We start from the raw sequence: 14,936 nt of genomic DNA, 5'->3' as shown, positions 1-14,936 counted from the left end.
GATGGATCGTGAACGTTTATTCATGCATATCAGCAAAATGGAAGCGGATATGAATAATATGCACGACGATCTTCAGACTTTAAAGGAGCTTGCTGTGCGTCTGGTTGAAGAAAATGTGACACTGCAAATGGAGAAAGAGAAATATGAAAAACTCCATGAAGAAAATGAATCTGTAGCAGAGGATTCTTTTAAGGGAAACACATTGAACAGTATTTATGAAGAGGGGTTCCATGTGTGCAGTGTGCATTTCGGTACACTGAGAAACGAGGAAGACTGCCTGTTTTGTCAGGGCTTTCTTGAACATAGAGGGAAGTAACAGACGGCTGCGGCCGTCTTTATTATTTACGAGGTGAAAAAGATGTTGAAAGATGGAGAACGTCTGGATGAACTCTTCAGGGAATCCATGCAGATCATTCAGAGCAGGGAAGTATTTTCATTTTCAGTCGATGCGCTCCTGCTCGCCAATTTTACACGGATTGTAAAACGGGATCAGGGCATCATTGATCTGTGCTCCGGTAACGGCGTTATACCGTTACTGCTATCCCATAGGACAGCAAAGCCGATCGAAGCGGTTGAACTTCAGGAACAGCTTGTAAATATGGCTGAGAGAAGCATTGGACTGAATGAAAAAGCTGATCAGATTACGATGCATCATGGTGATATCAAGCAGATTAGAGAGATGTTCGATCATTCCTCGTTTGATGTGATCACGGTGAACCCTCCATACTTTACGAACAATCAGCCTCTTAAACATTTAGGGCCCCACAGCATTGCACGGCATGAAGTACATATCGATTTAAAAGGTGTGATCGGAGCGGTGCGGTTTCTAGTGAAGAATAAAGGACGTCTCTACATGGTCCATCGTGCCGAACGGAGTATGGAAGTTATCAGTGAGCTGTCGAACGCTGGTTTCCGTATCAGGCGTCTGCAGTATGTCTATAATGACAGGAGCTCCGGAACGGCGATGTTCGTGCTTATGGAAGCGATTTTCCACAGCCAGGCTTATGTAGACGTCCTCCCGCCGTTTTATATTTACGATACTGACGGGGAATATTCCAGTGAGATGCTGGAGGTCTACTATGACTGAGTACTACGCATACATCGTTGAATGTGCGGATCATACCCTTTATACAGGGTATGCTGTAGATCTGGACAAACGTATAGAAACCCATAACAGTGGAACGGGTGCGAAATATACCCGTAACAGACTGCCGGTCATACTCAGATACTATGAAAAGTTTGAGACCAAAAGTGAAGCGATGAAGCGGGAATATGCAATTAAAAAACTGTCGAGAACAGCAAAAATCGCATTGATAGAAAAGGAGGGATGAAATATGCATCTATATGTAACGGGTACACCCATCGGAAACCTTGATGATATGACGTTCAGAGCGATAGAGACATTGAAGAATGTGGACACGATTCTTTGTGAGGATACGCGGACGACGCGTAAATTGACCAATCATTTTGATATCGGTACTCCGCTTAGATCCTATCATGATTTCAACAAAGAAGAAGTTGAAGATTTTATCATCGAAGAAATGAAAAATGGAAAAACATTCGCGCTGGTGAGTGATGCTGGAATGCCCGTCGTTTCCGATCCCGGTTTTGAACTGATAGAGCGAATGCAGCGGGAGCACATGGATTATGTGGTCATCCCTTCGGCGTCCGCCTTTACAATGGCGCTTGTCGCAAGCGGAATCCCGTCATATGAATTTACGTATTTTGGGTTTTTACCGAAAACGGGGCGTAAAAGGAAGGATAAGCTCAAAGAAATCATGAACCATCCCTTAACGTCAGTACTTTATGAATCCCCTCATAAAATCAAAGAAACAATCACATCCATAAGAGATATTGATCCAGACAGGAATGTGAGTGTTTCCCGGGAGATAACCAAAAAATTTGAACAGCATGAACGGGCAGCAGCGGTGGAAATGACTGAAATGCTTGAGAAGGAAATCCCCTTAAAAGGAGAGTTTGTCATTGTCATTGAGGGAGCACCGGAAATTGAAGAAACCTTTGATATGCCGGTCAATGCCCATATTGAACAATTGATAGAAGAAGGGATGAAAACGAAACAGGCCATCAAGACAGTTGCTGATTTAAGAAGCCTGCGTAAGCAGGATGTGTATGATGAATACCACAAAAAATAACCGATGGAGCTTTTAAAGTTCCATCGGTTGGCTAATGTAATCTATTTAGTCCATTTTTGATTTGATTTCATCAATAAGCTGTTGTGCACCGTCCTGGCTCAAAATGATACGGCCATCTGCAAGACGCATATTCTTCTCAGATACATCACCAGTGACGGCGCAAGTCATCTGTGGTTTGTATTTTTTGAGAATGATTGTATCGTCATCAGTATAAATTTCGAGTGCATCCTTTACTTCGATATCAAGTACACGTCTGAGTTCTATAGGGATAACCACTCTCCCTAACTCATCGACTTTACGTACAATTCCTGTTGATTTCATAAAAAAACCCCTCCATACTTTCCGCTCTTCATCAAATTTCATTTTTTTATATTGGCTGATGAATCGTATTAAGAATATAACCTCTGATACCCGAAAAAATCAATTCAAAACATGTGTCTATCATATGTCTTGGATGATGTCAACGGATTTTTCCGTTTATGTTCAAGTTCCTGCTGATTATAGCACAGTACCCACACAAGACGCCACTGATATCATTGAAAATAAAGGCAAAATTAGTTATATTTAATAAATGAACTAATAGGAGGAAAAGGCATGGAAAAACCAACTTACTATATCACCACTCCGATATATTACCCAAGCGGTAAGTTACATATCGGTAACGCTTATACAACAATCGCATGTGATGTAATGGCGAGATACAAACGCATGCGCGGGTTTGATGTCTACTACCTGACCGGTGCAGACGAACACGGTCAAAAAATTGAACAAAAGGCGGAGAAAATGGGTATTTCCCCGCAGAAGTACGTGGATGATATGGCTGCATACATGAAAGAATTATGGTCTGTTCTGGAAATCACCAATGATCAATTCATCCGCACAACCAGTGAAAACCATAAAAAAGCAATTCAACAGATTTTCGAGCAGCTTCTTGAACAGGGAGATATCTATCTCGGTGAGTATGAAGGGTGGTATTCTGTACAGGACGAGGAGTTCTTCACAGAAACTCAGCTCGAAGAAGTTTATAAAGATGAAGACGGCAATATGATTGGCGGAGTCGCGCCAAGTGGGCATGAAGTGGAACTTGTTAAAGAGGAAAGCTATTTCTTCAAAATGAGTAAATACGCGGATCGGCTGGAAAAATTCTATGAAGATAATCCCGGTTTCATTAAACCGGCTTCACGCAGAAATGAAATGCTGAATAATTTCATCCGGCCAGGACTGGAGGATCTCGCAGTATCCAGAACGACTTTCTCATGGGGCGTGCCGGTTTCCTCAGATCCTAAGCACGTAGTATATGTATGGATTGATGCACTGTGCAACTACATCACGGCGCTGGGATACGGCTCTGATGATGACGGTCTGTTTAAAAAATTCTGGCCGGCTGATGTACACATGATCGGTAAGGAAATCGTCCGGTTCCATGCTATTTATTGGCCTATTATGCTGATGGCTTTAGACTTGCCGCTTCCTAAAAAACTTTTAGGACATGGATGGCTGGTAATGAAAGATGGTAAGATGTCAAAATCCAAAGGCAATGTCATTTATCCTGAAACAGTAGTTGAACGCTATGGTCTCGATGCGCTCCGTTATTATCTGATGCGCGAAGTCCCTTTTGGTTCTGACGGTGTATTCACACCGGAAGCATTCGTTGATCGTACGAACTATGATTTGGCAAACGATTTAGGTAACCTGGTCAACCGTACGATTTCCATGGTCAATAAATACTTCGACGGCAAATTGCCTGAGTATAAAGGCCATCAGAACGAATTTGATGAGAGTCTTGAAGCGACAGTGAAAGAGAACGTCCAACTTTATGAGGATAGCATGGAAGAGATGGAATTCAATAAGTCGCTCAGAGCGGTATGGACAATCATCAGCCGTACGAACAAGTACATCGATGAGACTGCGCCGTGGGTGCTTGCCAAAGATGAGGCAAACCGTGAAGCACTGGGCAATGTAATGGTCCATCTTGCGGAAAACATCCGTATTGCGGCAATACTGCTCAAACCTTATTTAACGCATGGACCGAAAGAAATCTTCAGACAGATGAACATCACAGACAATGCCCTGCAGACTTTCGATTCAGTGTTCAAATACGGCAGCGTCAAGATAGAAGAACAAATGATATCCAAACCGCAGCCGATCTATCCGAGACTTGATGTGGAAGCGGAAGTGGCACACATCAAAGAATTGATGACGCCGGATAAAAAAGATGAAATCGAAGAAGAGCAAGAAGAATCCGCAGAAGGGCTTATCAACATCAAGGACTTTGACAAAGTTGAGATTAGAGTCGCAACAGTGATCAATGCGGAAGGTGTCAGGAAAGCCGATAAGCTTCTTAAGATAAAAGTCGACCTTGGCAATGAAGAACGTCAGATTGTTTCCGGTATCCGGGCGCAGTACGAGCCGGAGGATATCATCGGCAAGAAGGTGCTGGTCGTTACGAATCTCGAGCCTGTTAAACTGCGCGGCGAACGTTCCGAAGGCATGATTTTAACAGCGGAAAAAGGCAAGAACCTGACGCTTATTTCTGTACCGGATGGTATTGAAAATGGCAGCACTGTAAAATAACTGTTGGAGTGATTGCAATGTTGATAGATACGCATGTACATCTCAATGCAGATCAGTATGATGAGGATTTGGAAGAGGTCATGGAACGTGCCAGAGAAGCTGGAATTGAAAAGATGGTCGTCGTAGGTTTCGATCGTAAAACGATTGAACGTACAATGTCTCTCATAGAACAGTATGACAATGTGTATGGAGTCATCGGGTGGCATCCTGTAGACGCAATAGACTGTACAGACGAGGACCTGGCATGGATTGAATCATTGTCGGCCCACGAAAAAATTGTAGGGATTGGGGAGACGGGACTCGATTATCATTGGGACAAGTCTCCGCATGATGTGCAGAAAACAGTCTTTAAAAAGCAGATTGCATTGGCAAAAAGGGTCCAGCTTCCGATCATCATCCATAACAGGAATGCAACAGAAGATTGCATTGAGATTTTAAAATCAGAAAGTGCCCATGAAATTGGAGGCATCATGCATGCTTTCAGTGGTAATGAAGCGGACGCCGACACGATTATCGATATGAATTTCTATGTTTCTTTAGGCGGTCCTGTCACATTTAAAAATGCACAGGAGCCAAAAGATATCGCCGTACATGTCCCGATTGACAAACTGCTGGTGGAGACGGATGCACCCTATTTGGCGCCGCATCCGTACAGGGGCAAAAGGAATGAGCCGGCACATGTGAAGCTCGTCGCAGAAAAGATTGCTGAGCTGCGCGGTATCAGTTATGAGCAGCTGGCGGCACAGACAACTAAAAATGCCGAAGCATTTTTTGGCATATAGTAATAAAATCACCGTTCAGACGGTGATTTTATTTTTGCAGTAAATAATTATGGTATGATGAATCCAAGGAGCGAAAAGTATGGAAAAACCGGTTATAAAAGAAGTCGTTATCGTGGAAGGACGCGATGATACAAGGCGTTTGAACGAAGCCGTTTCTTGTGAAACAATTGAAACAAACGGCTCAGCAATCAACGAAACTGTATTAAAAGAGATTGAAGTTGCTCTAGCTACGCGCGGAGCGATTATTTTTACTGATCCTGACTTTCCGGGCCATAAAATCCGCAATACTATATTAGAGAGATTTCCAAACATCAAAGAAGCCTTCCTGCCGAGGGAAAAAGCGAAAGGTAAATTGGGTGGAATAGGAATCGAGCATGCGAGCGTCGAGGCGATTCGGGAAAGTCTGTCACAAGTCTATACAAACATGCCGGACACAGAAGAAACCATCACACTGGCTGATATGACCGCATGGGGGCTCTCCGGCAGTTCTGAAGCGGCCATTAGGCGCAGATATCTCTGTGACCGTCTGAATATCGGTTACGCCAATGCAGGTCAGCTGAGGAAGAAGCTGAACCGCTACAGTATCGACAAACCGCGCATAGTAAATATATTGGAAGAGTTGACGGGTGAGTAATATGAAAGATATTGCAACGATAGGCAGAACAAAACAAATACTTGAGACACATGGTTTTTCATTTAAGAAAAGTCTGGGACAGAACTTTCTTGTGGATTTGAATGTCATCAGGGAAGTGCTGGATAAGGCGGATATTGATGAAAAAACGGGAGTCATAGAAGTGGGGCCGGGAATCGGGTCGCTTACGGAGCAGCTGGCCAAACGTGCCGGTAAAGTTGTTGCTTTTGAAATCGACCAAAGGCTGGTTCCTGTCCTGGCTGACACACTTTCGCCCTATGGCAATGTGGCAGTTATAAACGAAGATATTTTAAAAGCGGATATCCGTGCGGAAATTGCAGCGCATTTTTCAGAATGCGATGAAGTGGTCGTCGTGGCAAATCTGCCTTACTATATTACAACGCCGATACTCATGAACTTTTTGGAGCAGAATCTGCCGATTGAACGATTTTATGTAATGATGCAAAAAGAAGTCGGGGAACGCATCAGTGCGCGGCCGAACAGTAAATCCTACGGCTCACTGACCATAGCGATCGACTACTATACTGAAGCGCGTGTAGTGCAGCAGGTGCCTAAAACAGTGTTTATGCCGCCGCCAAACGTTGATTCTATCATTGTGGAAATGGTAAGGCGGAAAACGAAGAAAGTCGATATAGATGATGAGGCATCTTTCTTCAAATTAACGCGCGGTGCATTCGGCCAAAGGCGTAAGACAATTTTAAATAACTATATGACTGTTTTTGAGGATGGAAAAAATCATAAGGATGATATTCGCCAGTTGTTGCAGGCAGCGGATGTGGACCCGAGACGACGCGGTGAGAGCATGTCGATTGAAGAATATGCGGCGATTTACCAGGAGCTTAAAAACTTCCCGGAATTGAAAATAATTTCCCAATAGAAACAAAAGTAAATAATTTTCCTTAAATTTTGACAGAATTATGTAAACTTGCTATAATGAATATAGTGAGGTGGGCCAAATGCCAAAAACTTTAGTCGACATCAAAAATATTCTTGAATGTCAATTGGGGAACCCAGTTTTACTTCGTGCAAACGGAGGGCGCAAGAAATTGATTGAACGACGAGGTATTCTTAGAGAAACATATCCTTCGATTTTCGTCGTAGAACTTGATCAGGAGGAACATAACTTTGAAAGAGTGTCATATACATATACCGATGTATTGACATCAAACGTTGAAGTGACATTCTATAATGATGAACGAGAAGCATTTGTAATCCAATAATTGAACGAGAAAAACCATCATCCGTCATCGGTGATGGTTTTTTATTATGTCTTAATAGAGAGAGGCGGACTGTATAAATGAATCCACAGTCCGTCTCTTTTTATATTATCTGATTGTTTTAAGGCCCTGTGCCCAGTTGACAGTCGTTGTTACAACATTTTCAATTGTTGTATCATGAATTTCTGCAGGTTTGAAAGTGCTCATGTTTTCAAAGTCGGTGAACAGGCTGAATGCACCGAAAGGAGCCACTGTAGCTACGTTTAGATTACCGAGGATCTGGCGCAGTGATAAAGTTGCAGCTACTGCAAGTGTGGAACCGTATCCTACGATGCCCGCAGATTTGTTGCCCCATTCCGGCCCGATATAGTCAATTGCGTTTTTAAGTGAAGCTGTAACGCTTTTATTGTACTCGGGTGTGATGAAGATGAAACCATCCAATTCATCAATTTTATTGGACCACGCTTTGATAGCGTCTGTAGAGTATTCTTTATTCGCCATTGCCGGTGGGAGATCTTCGTTGAACATCGGGAAGTCATATTCTTGAATATCAACGATTTCAAATTCTGCATCGATATCCATTTTATCCGCGAAATCTCTGACCCATTCTGCAACCTGCAGGTTAACACGTGCTTTACGGGTACTGCCTGTAATGATACCTATTTTAACCATAAATGAATTCCTCCGTTATTTTAAATTACCAATTGATTATTACTTATAAAAAGTAAGTACATGATATATATTACATGCTTCAGAAAACATTTCAACCATTTTGTTTCAGATTTCTTTAATGTTCCCCCATGGTAATGATGGACTTATATATCAGACTATAATATAAATATGAATTTTGTAGGCGAAACGTATCCAGTAAGATATAAGATGGATATTCACCATTACCCATATATGCAGCGTGGGCATTCCAAAAGCGGATGAAGAATGAAAACAAATAGAAAATTTTCAGACTACTTGGGAATATGGTACATTAAATGTATCTGTTTCTAAGTTTTTTATTATAAAATATTGTGTAAGGAAGTGTTTTTCATGGAAGATCGTACTTTTAGAAATGCAATGGGAAGATTTGCTACAGGTGTGACTGTAATTACTGTGAACGAGGGCGGGGAAACGCATGGCATGACTGCAAATGCATTTATGTCTGTGTCACTCGATCCAAAACTCGTTTTGATTTCTATAGATAACCGTGCAACGATGTTGGAAAAGATGAAGGGTGCTGAATCTTTTGGCATCAGCCTTTTGACAGAGGAGCAGAAGTATCTGTCCATGCATTTCGCCAAACAAAAGATATACGAAGGGGAAATCAAATTCGATGTGATTGATGAAGTGCGAGTGCTAAGGAACAGTCTGGCGGCACTTATCTGCAAATCATATCAGCAGATTCCGGCAGGCGACCATACACTCATATTGGGAGAAGTTGAGGAGATTTTGTTCGATGATGGAGACCCTCTGACGTTCTTCAAAGGACAATATGGCGGTATTAAAAGCGAAATTGAATAAAGCATGGGCAACTTTATGATAAACGCGTATATTGCATGAGGAGGATTTATGGTAAACTGATACAAAAATGAACGAACAAATGGAAGTGAAAGAATGCATTTTGAGACTGCACCGGCAAAAATCAATTTGACGCTGGATACTTTGTTCAAGAGAGAGGATGGCTTTCATGAAGTCAACATGGTCATGACGACTGTGGATCTGAATGACCAGCTCTCTTTTTGCAAACGTAAGGATAAAAAGATAACAATCGACTCGGAGCATCAGTATGTACCGACAGACAGACGCAACCTGGCCTACCAGGCGGCGGACCTGATGATGAAAACATATAATATAAAAACCGGGGTCAATATTATAATTGATAAGAGAATTCCTATTGCAGCAGGACTTGCCGGAGGGTCGGCAGACGCAGCAGCAACATTCCGCGGGATGAATGCCCTGTACAATCTGGGAATAAAAACCGATGAACTTGCTGAGCTATCCGCAAAATTGGGGTCAGACATCCCTTTTTGTGTGCATGGCGGCACTGCGATTGCGACAGGCAGAGGAGAAAAAATTGAACATCTGCCCAAACCGCCGAATGCCTGGGTTATTTTAGCGAAACCGAAGATTAATGTGTCGACAAAGACCATTTATCAGGCTTTAAAGCCGGGGAAGAACCCGTCGGGTTCTGAAAGAATGGTCGGTGCCATTAAAGATGGGGATTATCCGCTGATCATCTCTCTGATGAAGAATGACCTGCAGGAAGTCACCTGCAGAAAGTACCCGGATGTTAAAAAATTAATAGACAGCATGGCTGCAAGCGGTGCAGATTGTGCAATGATGAGCGGCAGCGGTCCGACGGTATTTGGTTTCGTGCAAAAAGAAAGGCAGGCCACTCATCTTTATAATGCAATGAAGGGATGCTGTGACGAAGTTTATAAAGTAAGACTGCTCGGATAATTGCTTAAATCCGAACTTTTATGATAATATTTTATATAAAATACGGTTTAGGAGCTTTTCTTATGAAATATAAACGCAGTGAACGTTTAGTGTTTATGACCCAGCACTTAACTGCTCACCCAAATCAGCTGATTCCCCTTACTTTTTTTGTGGATAAATTTAATCAGGCTAAATCGTCCATCAGTGAAGATATACGGATCATCAAAGATGTATTCGAAAGCGATGGTATCGGCATTGTACAAACGACAGCAGGTGCAGGCGGAGGCGTGACGTTTCAGCCGAGAATCAGCTACGGGCGTGCTGAAGAGATCGTTAAAGATTTTATGGGTATGCTGAAGACCAAGGAACGTCTTCTCCCGGGCGGCTATCTTTACATGTCCGACATCATGGGACACCCGACACTTATGGACAGCATCGGTGAGCTGATTGCCACAATGTACAGTGATGAGGAAATCGATGCGGTTGTAACTATCGCAACAAAAGGGATTTCCCTCGCAAACGCTGTCGCCCGCAAGCTGAATGTACCTGTTGCAGTGATCCGTAAAGATAACAAAGTGACAGAAGGATCCACTGTGTCTGTAAACTACGTATCCGGTTCGACAAGGAAGATAGAAACAATGGTACTTTCCAAACGGACATTAAAAGAAGGGTCAAGGGTACTCGTCGTAGATGATTTCCTGAGGGCAGGCGGCTCGATTACCGGCGTCATCAATCTCATGGAGGAATTCTCTGCCCAGGTGGTGGGCGTCAGTGTGCTTGTCGAAGCGAAACAGGTGGAGCACCGGCGCTTCAATGACTACACGTCTTTGCTGAAAGTATCTGATATCGATGAGTTTAATCAATCCTTCCTGGTGGAAGAAGGCAACTGTTTAGAGTATATTGAAAACGAGTTTCAAAAAGCATAAATCTTAAACATTCAAAGGAGACTTTATAACTATGGAACCGATTAATTCTAAAAATGCACCTGAAGCACTTGGACCCTACAGCCACGGAATGAAAGTCGGAGACATGTTTTATTCCTCCGGGCAAATTCCGCTCACATTGGAGGGGAAAGTAGTATCGGACGATGTGGAGGAACAGACTAAACAGGTGATGGAAAATATTGGAGCAGTGCTCGAAGCAGCTGATTTAGGCTATGAAAATGTTGTAAAGACAATGATTTTCATCAAAGACATGGGAGACTTCCCGTTGATCAATGACGTTTACGGCGCTTATTTTACGGGTAAACTACCTGCAAGATCATGTGTAGAAGTCAGTCGTCTACCTAAAGATGTAAAAGTTGAAATAGAAGTCATTGCATCGAAAACGCAATAATGTAAAAGTATTGGTGGACTGAAGCAGTACACATACGATCCAACAATAATTTTATTGGGGGAAGCAGACAATGAAGATAACAGATGTAAGACTGCGGAAAGTGAATAACCAAGACAACAGGATGAAAGCGCTCGTATCCATTACGTTTGATGATGCATTTGTAATTCACGACTTGAGAGTCATTGAAGGGAATAATGGACAGTTTGTGGCAATGCCAAGCAAACGGACTCCGGATGGAGAATTCCGTGACATTGCACATCCGATCCACTCAGATATGCGCCAGCATGTGCAGGAAGAAGTAATGAGAGTCTACGAAGAGTCGGAAGCGGCTGAGGCTGAAGAAGGCGGACAAGAGAACGGAACCGACTCTGGTGAATCTGAAGAAACAGCTGAACCAGTAGCCGATCCGACTAAGGACAAAGTAGACCGCAATGAAGATGAGCACCGGGATGAGCCCAAAGAAGGCGAACTCGAAATTGACGAAGATAAATAATGACTTGACCCCATAAAGCTTATAATATTGCTTTGTGGGTTTTTTATTTTCCAGAACAAACAATAATGATGTCCGATTTTTGAAAACGATTTTTTGAAACCTTTTGTCACTTATCCTTCTTTCGCCTTGAAAGTACATAGGTAGTAAAATATAATTAGAGTAGTCATAAACTGGAGGTAGAGTATGCAAACGAGAGCGATTATTCTGGCGGCTGGAAAAGGCACGAGGATGAAATCCGAAAAATACAAGGTGCTTCACGAAGTATGCGGCACTCCGATGATCCAGCATGTAATCAACAATTTGAATAAGTCGGGAATAAACGACATCTATGCTGTGCTGGGTCACGGGTCTGAAACTGTAAGCACTTATTTAGGCGGGAGGATTCACAAAACGATTCAGGAAGAGCAGCTGGGAACTGCACATGCAGTGATGCAGTGGAAAGAAGAGCTGGCAGACCTCGAAGGTCATACAATGGTCGTTTGTGGAGATACACCGCTCATTACAGAGACGACGATGCAGGAATTCATGAAGTATCACCTGGATACGGGTTCCAAAGCGACGATTCTTTCTTCCCGCACCAGGACACCGTTTGGATACGGTCGTATTGTCAGAAAAGAGAATGGCTCGGTCAAGCGTATTGTGGAAGAGAAAGATGCGACTGATTTGGAAAGAGAAATTAAAGAAGTCAGCTCCGGAACTTTCATATTCGATAATCAGTCATTGTTTGAGGCGCTTGAAAAAGTGGATAACGATAATGCACAGGACGAATATTACCTTCCGGATGTTGTCTCTATCCTTCGTGATAAGGGGGCACGGGTGGAAGCTTATATCACTCCGGATTTTGAAGAAACGCTTGGCATCAACGATAGGGTAGCTCTCGCAAATGCTGAAGAGATATTGAAAAAACGCATTAATACAATGCATATGCAAAATGGTGTGACAATGATCCACCCAGATACAACATACATCGATGCTGAAGTTGAAATTGGAATGGATTCCATTATTTATCCAGGGGCTATCATCCGTGGAAACACAAAGATCGGTAAAAATGTTATTATATCTTCTGGAACTGAAATTAAAGATTCCATCATAGATGATGATGCGGAAATCAAACGTTCTGTAGTGACCGAAGCCAAAGTGGGCAGAGGGACAAAAGTGGGGCCATTCGCCCAGCTCCGGCCGCAGTCTGAACTTGGAGAAGAAGTGAAGATCGGGAATTTCGTTGAAGTGAAGAAATCCAAACTTGAAAATGAATCCAAAGTTTCCCATCTGAGCTATATTGGTGATGCATTTATCGGCGCCCGTACGAATGTCGGATGCGGAACGATTACAGTGAACTATGATGGCAAAAATAAATTCAGGACTGAAATCGGTATGGATTCATTCATCGGCTGTAACTCCAACCTTGTAGCACCGGTCACGATCGGTGACAGGTCGTTCATTGCAGCGGGATCGACAATTACTGATGAAGTTCCTGAGGATAGTTTGGCAATCGCAAGAAACAGGCAGACGACTAAGACAGGTTACTACAAAAAAGATAATTAATGGAGGATGAACATGTTAGCTTCTAGCAACCAATACAAAAATTCCAGCTTACGCCTTTTCTCTTTAAAGGGTAACCAGCCTCTCGCAGAAGAGATTGCCGAGCATATCGGTATTCCATTAGGTAAAATCACGGTACAGCATTTCTCTGATGAAGAAGTGCAGGTCAATATTGAAGAGAGTGTGCGCGGGTGTGACGTATTTGTTGTCCAGCCGACAAGTCAGCCGGTCAATGAACACCTGATGCAGCTTCTGATCATGATTGATGCATTGAAGCGTGCTTCAGCGGCAACAATCAATATTGTAATGCCCTATTATGGGTATGCACGCCAGGACCGTAAAAGCCGTGCACGTGAACCGATTACTGCCAAGCTTGTTGCGAACCTGATAGAAACAGCGGGAGCGGACCGCGTAATCTCCCTCGATCTGCATGCGCCGCAGCTTCAAGGTTTCTTCGATATTCCAATCGATCACCTCATGGGTGTGCCGATTTTAAGTGATTATTTCCTTGAGCACAAAGACATGAATTTCGACGAAGTTGTAGTCGTGTCTCCGGACCACGGCGGCGTGACACGCGCCCGTAAAATGGCGGATCGTCTGAAAACACCGATCGCAATCATTGATAAACGCCGTCCAAGACCCAATGTTGCTGAAGTAATGAACATTGTCGGTGAAATCGAAGGACGCACCGCGATCATCATCGATGACATCATCGATACAGGCGGTACAATGAAACTGGCCGCACAGGCGCTTTTGGATAAAGGTGCAAAAGAAGTATACGCATGCTGTACGCACCCTGTACTCTCAGGACCTGCAATCTCCAGAATCGAAGAGTCCGTCATTAAAGAATTGGTTGTAACTAACTCCATCCAGATGCCTGAAGAAAAGAAGATAGATAAGATTGTTGAACTCTCTGTTGGAGAGTTAATGGCGCAGGCAATTGTCCGCGTTTATGAGGAAGAATCAGTCAGCATCTTATTCGACAACTAATTTGTCAATGTTTCTTTTACAAATGGGCGGGTAATATGCTATTATTATGCATGGCTATGTGTTAAATTAGGCAAAGTAAAACTGTCTGTAAATGAAAGGTGGAAATATACCATGGCAAATTTGGCTTCAGCAAGCAGAGAAGGCAAGACAAATCGTTCGGAAGTTAACCAACTCCGTTCAGCAGGGAAAATTCCTGCAGTAGTTTATGGATACGAAGTGGAAAACACTAACGTATCAGTAGACGAAAACGAATTTATTAAAGTAATTCGTGAAGTGGGCCGTAACGGCGTAATCGAATTGGACCTTAATGGCAAAGCAGTTAAAGTAATGGTAACTGACTATCAATTCGATTCACTTAAAAACCAGATTACTCATATCGACTTCGTTGCAATCAACATGAAGTCTGAAGTTACAGTAGATGTAACGATTGAATTGATTGGTGAAGCAGCTGGAGTTAAAGAAGGCGGCGTCGTTGAGCAGCCTAACTTCCAGGTGCAGGTAACAGCAACTCCGGATAACATTCCTGAGTCTATTGAAGTTAACGTAGAGTCTCTTGAGATCGGTGATGCAGTCCATGTATCCGACATCCGTGAAACTGGAAACTTCACAATTGAAAACGAAGACGATGAAACGCTTGTAAGCATCGTTCCTCCACAAAAAGAGGAAGAGCCTGACGAAGATGCTGAAGGCGAAGAAGTTGAAGCATCTGAAGATGGCGAAGAAGCATCTGAAGAAGCTAAGGACGAAGAGTAATAATTATAATGTTTT

At 42.9% G+C, this 14,936-nt stretch carries 18 protein-coding genes and 1 pseudogene; 17 read left to right on the top strand and 2 right to left on the bottom strand.

What is annotated here, in order from left to right:
- Position 1 precedes the first annotated feature (1 nt).
- The 4 genes from ACKRAT_RS14165 to rsmI are packed head-to-tail and all read left to right on the top strand — an operon-like array spanning position 2 to position 2,153.
- On the top strand, positions 2-316 hold the full coding sequence (locus tag ACKRAT_RS14165; protein ID WP_411843015.1) for an initiation-control protein YabA: 315 nt from the start codon (positions 2-4) through the stop codon (positions 314-316).
- A gap of 42 nt (positions 317-358) precedes the next feature.
- Positions 359-1,087 carry a tRNA1(Val) (adenine(37)-N6)-methyltransferase gene (locus ACKRAT_RS14160; protein ID WP_411843014.1) on the top strand — a complete coding sequence of 243 codons (729 nt, stop codon included), beginning with the start codon at positions 359-361 and terminating at the stop codon, positions 1,085-1,087.
- Positions 1,080-1,331, top strand: a complete 252-nt coding sequence (locus tag ACKRAT_RS14155) for a GIY-YIG nuclease family protein (protein ID WP_411843013.1) — start codon at positions 1,080-1,082, stop codon at positions 1,329-1,331. Before ACKRAT_RS14160 ends, ACKRAT_RS14155 begins: the two co-directional genes overlap by 8 nt.
- A 3-nt stretch (positions 1,332-1,334) precedes the next feature.
- A complete protein-coding gene (rsmI, locus tag ACKRAT_RS14150; RefSeq protein WP_411843012.1) occupies positions 1,335-2,153 on the top strand; it encodes a 16S rRNA (cytidine(1402)-2'-O)-methyltransferase in 819 nt (272 codons plus the stop codon).
- 45 nt (positions 2,154-2,198) lie between these two features.
- Here rsmI and ACKRAT_RS14145 read toward each other — a convergent pair whose 3' ends face one another.
- Positions 2,199-2,474, bottom strand: a complete 276-nt coding sequence (locus ACKRAT_RS14145; RefSeq protein ID WP_411843011.1) for an AbrB/MazE/SpoVT family DNA-binding domain-containing protein — start codon at positions 2,472-2,474, stop codon at positions 2,199-2,201.
- Positions 2,475-2,747: 273 nt separating this feature from the next.
- On the opposite strand from ACKRAT_RS14145, the gene metG reads away from it, so the two are divergent.
- From metG to ACKRAT_RS14120, 5 genes are all read left to right on the top strand, one after another.
- Positions 2,748-4,727: a methionine--tRNA ligase gene (gene metG / locus ACKRAT_RS14140; protein ID WP_411843010.1), complete on the top strand. Its 1,980-nt coding sequence runs from the start codon at positions 2,748-2,750 to the stop codon at positions 4,725-4,727.
- A 17-nt stretch (positions 4,728-4,744) separates the two neighbouring features.
- Positions 4,745-5,509 (top strand): TatD family hydrolase, encoded by a 765-nt coding sequence (locus ACKRAT_RS14135; RefSeq protein WP_411843009.1) that lies wholly within the window; start codon positions 4,745-4,747, stop codon positions 5,507-5,509.
- Between the two features lie 79 nt (positions 5,510-5,588).
- Positions 5,589-6,143 carry a ribonuclease M5 gene (gene rnmV / locus ACKRAT_RS14130; RefSeq protein ID WP_411843008.1) on the top strand — a complete coding sequence of 185 codons (555 nt, stop codon included), beginning with the start codon at positions 5,589-5,591 and terminating at the stop codon, positions 6,141-6,143.
- 1 nt (position 6,144) lies between these two features.
- Positions 6,145-7,038 (top strand): 16S rRNA (adenine(1518)-N(6)/adenine(1519)-N(6))-dimethyltransferase RsmA, encoded by an 894-nt coding sequence (gene rsmA, locus ACKRAT_RS14125; protein WP_411843007.1) that lies wholly within the window; start codon positions 6,145-6,147, stop codon positions 7,036-7,038.
- A gap of 79 nt (positions 7,039-7,117) precedes the next feature.
- Complete coding sequence (locus tag ACKRAT_RS14120) at positions 7,118-7,381, top strand: Veg family protein (protein ID WP_046791332.1); 264 nt, start codon at positions 7,118-7,120, stop codon at positions 7,379-7,381.
- Positions 7,382-7,486: 105 nt separating this feature from the next.
- Here the strand turns inward: ACKRAT_RS14120 and ACKRAT_RS14115 are convergent, their stop codons facing one another.
- Positions 7,487-8,050 carry an NADPH-dependent FMN reductase gene (locus ACKRAT_RS14115; protein WP_411843006.1) on the bottom strand — a complete coding sequence of 188 codons (564 nt, stop codon included), beginning with the start codon at positions 8,048-8,050 and terminating at the stop codon, positions 7,487-7,489.
- Between the two features lie 369 nt (positions 8,051-8,419).
- Between ACKRAT_RS14115 and ACKRAT_RS14110 the strand changes: the two genes are divergently transcribed.
- The 8 genes and pseudogenes from ACKRAT_RS14110 to ACKRAT_RS14075 all read left to right on the top strand — a co-directional run bounded on the left by ACKRAT_RS14110 (position 8,420) and on the right by ACKRAT_RS14075 (position 14,921).
- On the top strand, positions 8,420-8,890 hold the full coding sequence (locus tag ACKRAT_RS14110) for a flavin reductase family protein (RefSeq protein ID WP_411843005.1): 471 nt from the start codon (positions 8,420-8,422) through the stop codon (positions 8,888-8,890).
- Between the two features lie 93 nt (positions 8,891-8,983).
- Positions 8,984-9,829, top strand: coding sequence for a 4-(cytidine 5'-diphospho)-2-C-methyl-D-erythritol kinase (gene ispE, locus ACKRAT_RS14105; RefSeq protein WP_411843004.1), 846 nt, complete (start codon positions 8,984-8,986; stop codon positions 9,827-9,829).
- 62 nt (positions 9,830-9,891) lie between these two features.
- Positions 9,892-10,734, top strand: a complete 843-nt coding sequence (gene purR / locus ACKRAT_RS14100) for a pur operon repressor (RefSeq protein WP_411843003.1) — start codon at positions 9,892-9,894, stop codon at positions 10,732-10,734.
- Between the two features lie 31 nt (positions 10,735-10,765).
- Positions 10,766-11,143 carry a RidA family protein gene (locus ACKRAT_RS14095; protein WP_411843002.1) on the top strand — a complete coding sequence of 126 codons (378 nt, stop codon included), beginning with the start codon at positions 10,766-10,768 and terminating at the stop codon, positions 11,141-11,143.
- Positions 11,144-11,213: 70 nt separating this feature from the next.
- Positions 11,214-11,522 (top strand): annotated as a pseudogene (gene spoVG / locus ACKRAT_RS14090) (septation regulator SpoVG); the annotation flags it as partial.
- Positions 11,523-11,819: 297 nt separating this feature from the next.
- Positions 11,820-13,181 carry a bifunctional UDP-N-acetylglucosamine diphosphorylase/glucosamine-1-phosphate N-acetyltransferase GlmU gene (glmU, locus tag ACKRAT_RS14085; RefSeq protein WP_411843001.1) on the top strand — a complete coding sequence of 454 codons (1,362 nt, stop codon included), beginning with the start codon at positions 11,820-11,822 and terminating at the stop codon, positions 13,179-13,181.
- Between the two features lie 12 nt (positions 13,182-13,193).
- The gene (locus ACKRAT_RS14080) at positions 13,194-14,168 is read left to right on the top strand and encodes a ribose-phosphate diphosphokinase (protein ID WP_411843000.1); all 975 of its coding nucleotides are present in this window, start codon (positions 13,194-13,196) and stop codon (positions 14,166-14,168) included.
- A 111-nt stretch (positions 14,169-14,279) separates the two neighbouring features.
- Complete coding sequence (locus ACKRAT_RS14075; protein WP_411842999.1) at positions 14,280-14,921, top strand: 50S ribosomal protein L25/general stress protein Ctc; 642 nt, start codon at positions 14,280-14,282, stop codon at positions 14,919-14,921.
- The last annotated feature ends 15 nt before the right edge of the window (positions 14,922-14,936 follow it).

The organism is Salinicoccus sp. HZC-1, assembly GCF_046736035.1.
Lineage (GTDB): Bacteria > Bacillota > Bacilli > Staphylococcales > Salinicoccaceae > Salinicoccus.
This window is presented reverse-complemented; position numbering and strand designations above follow the sequence as displayed.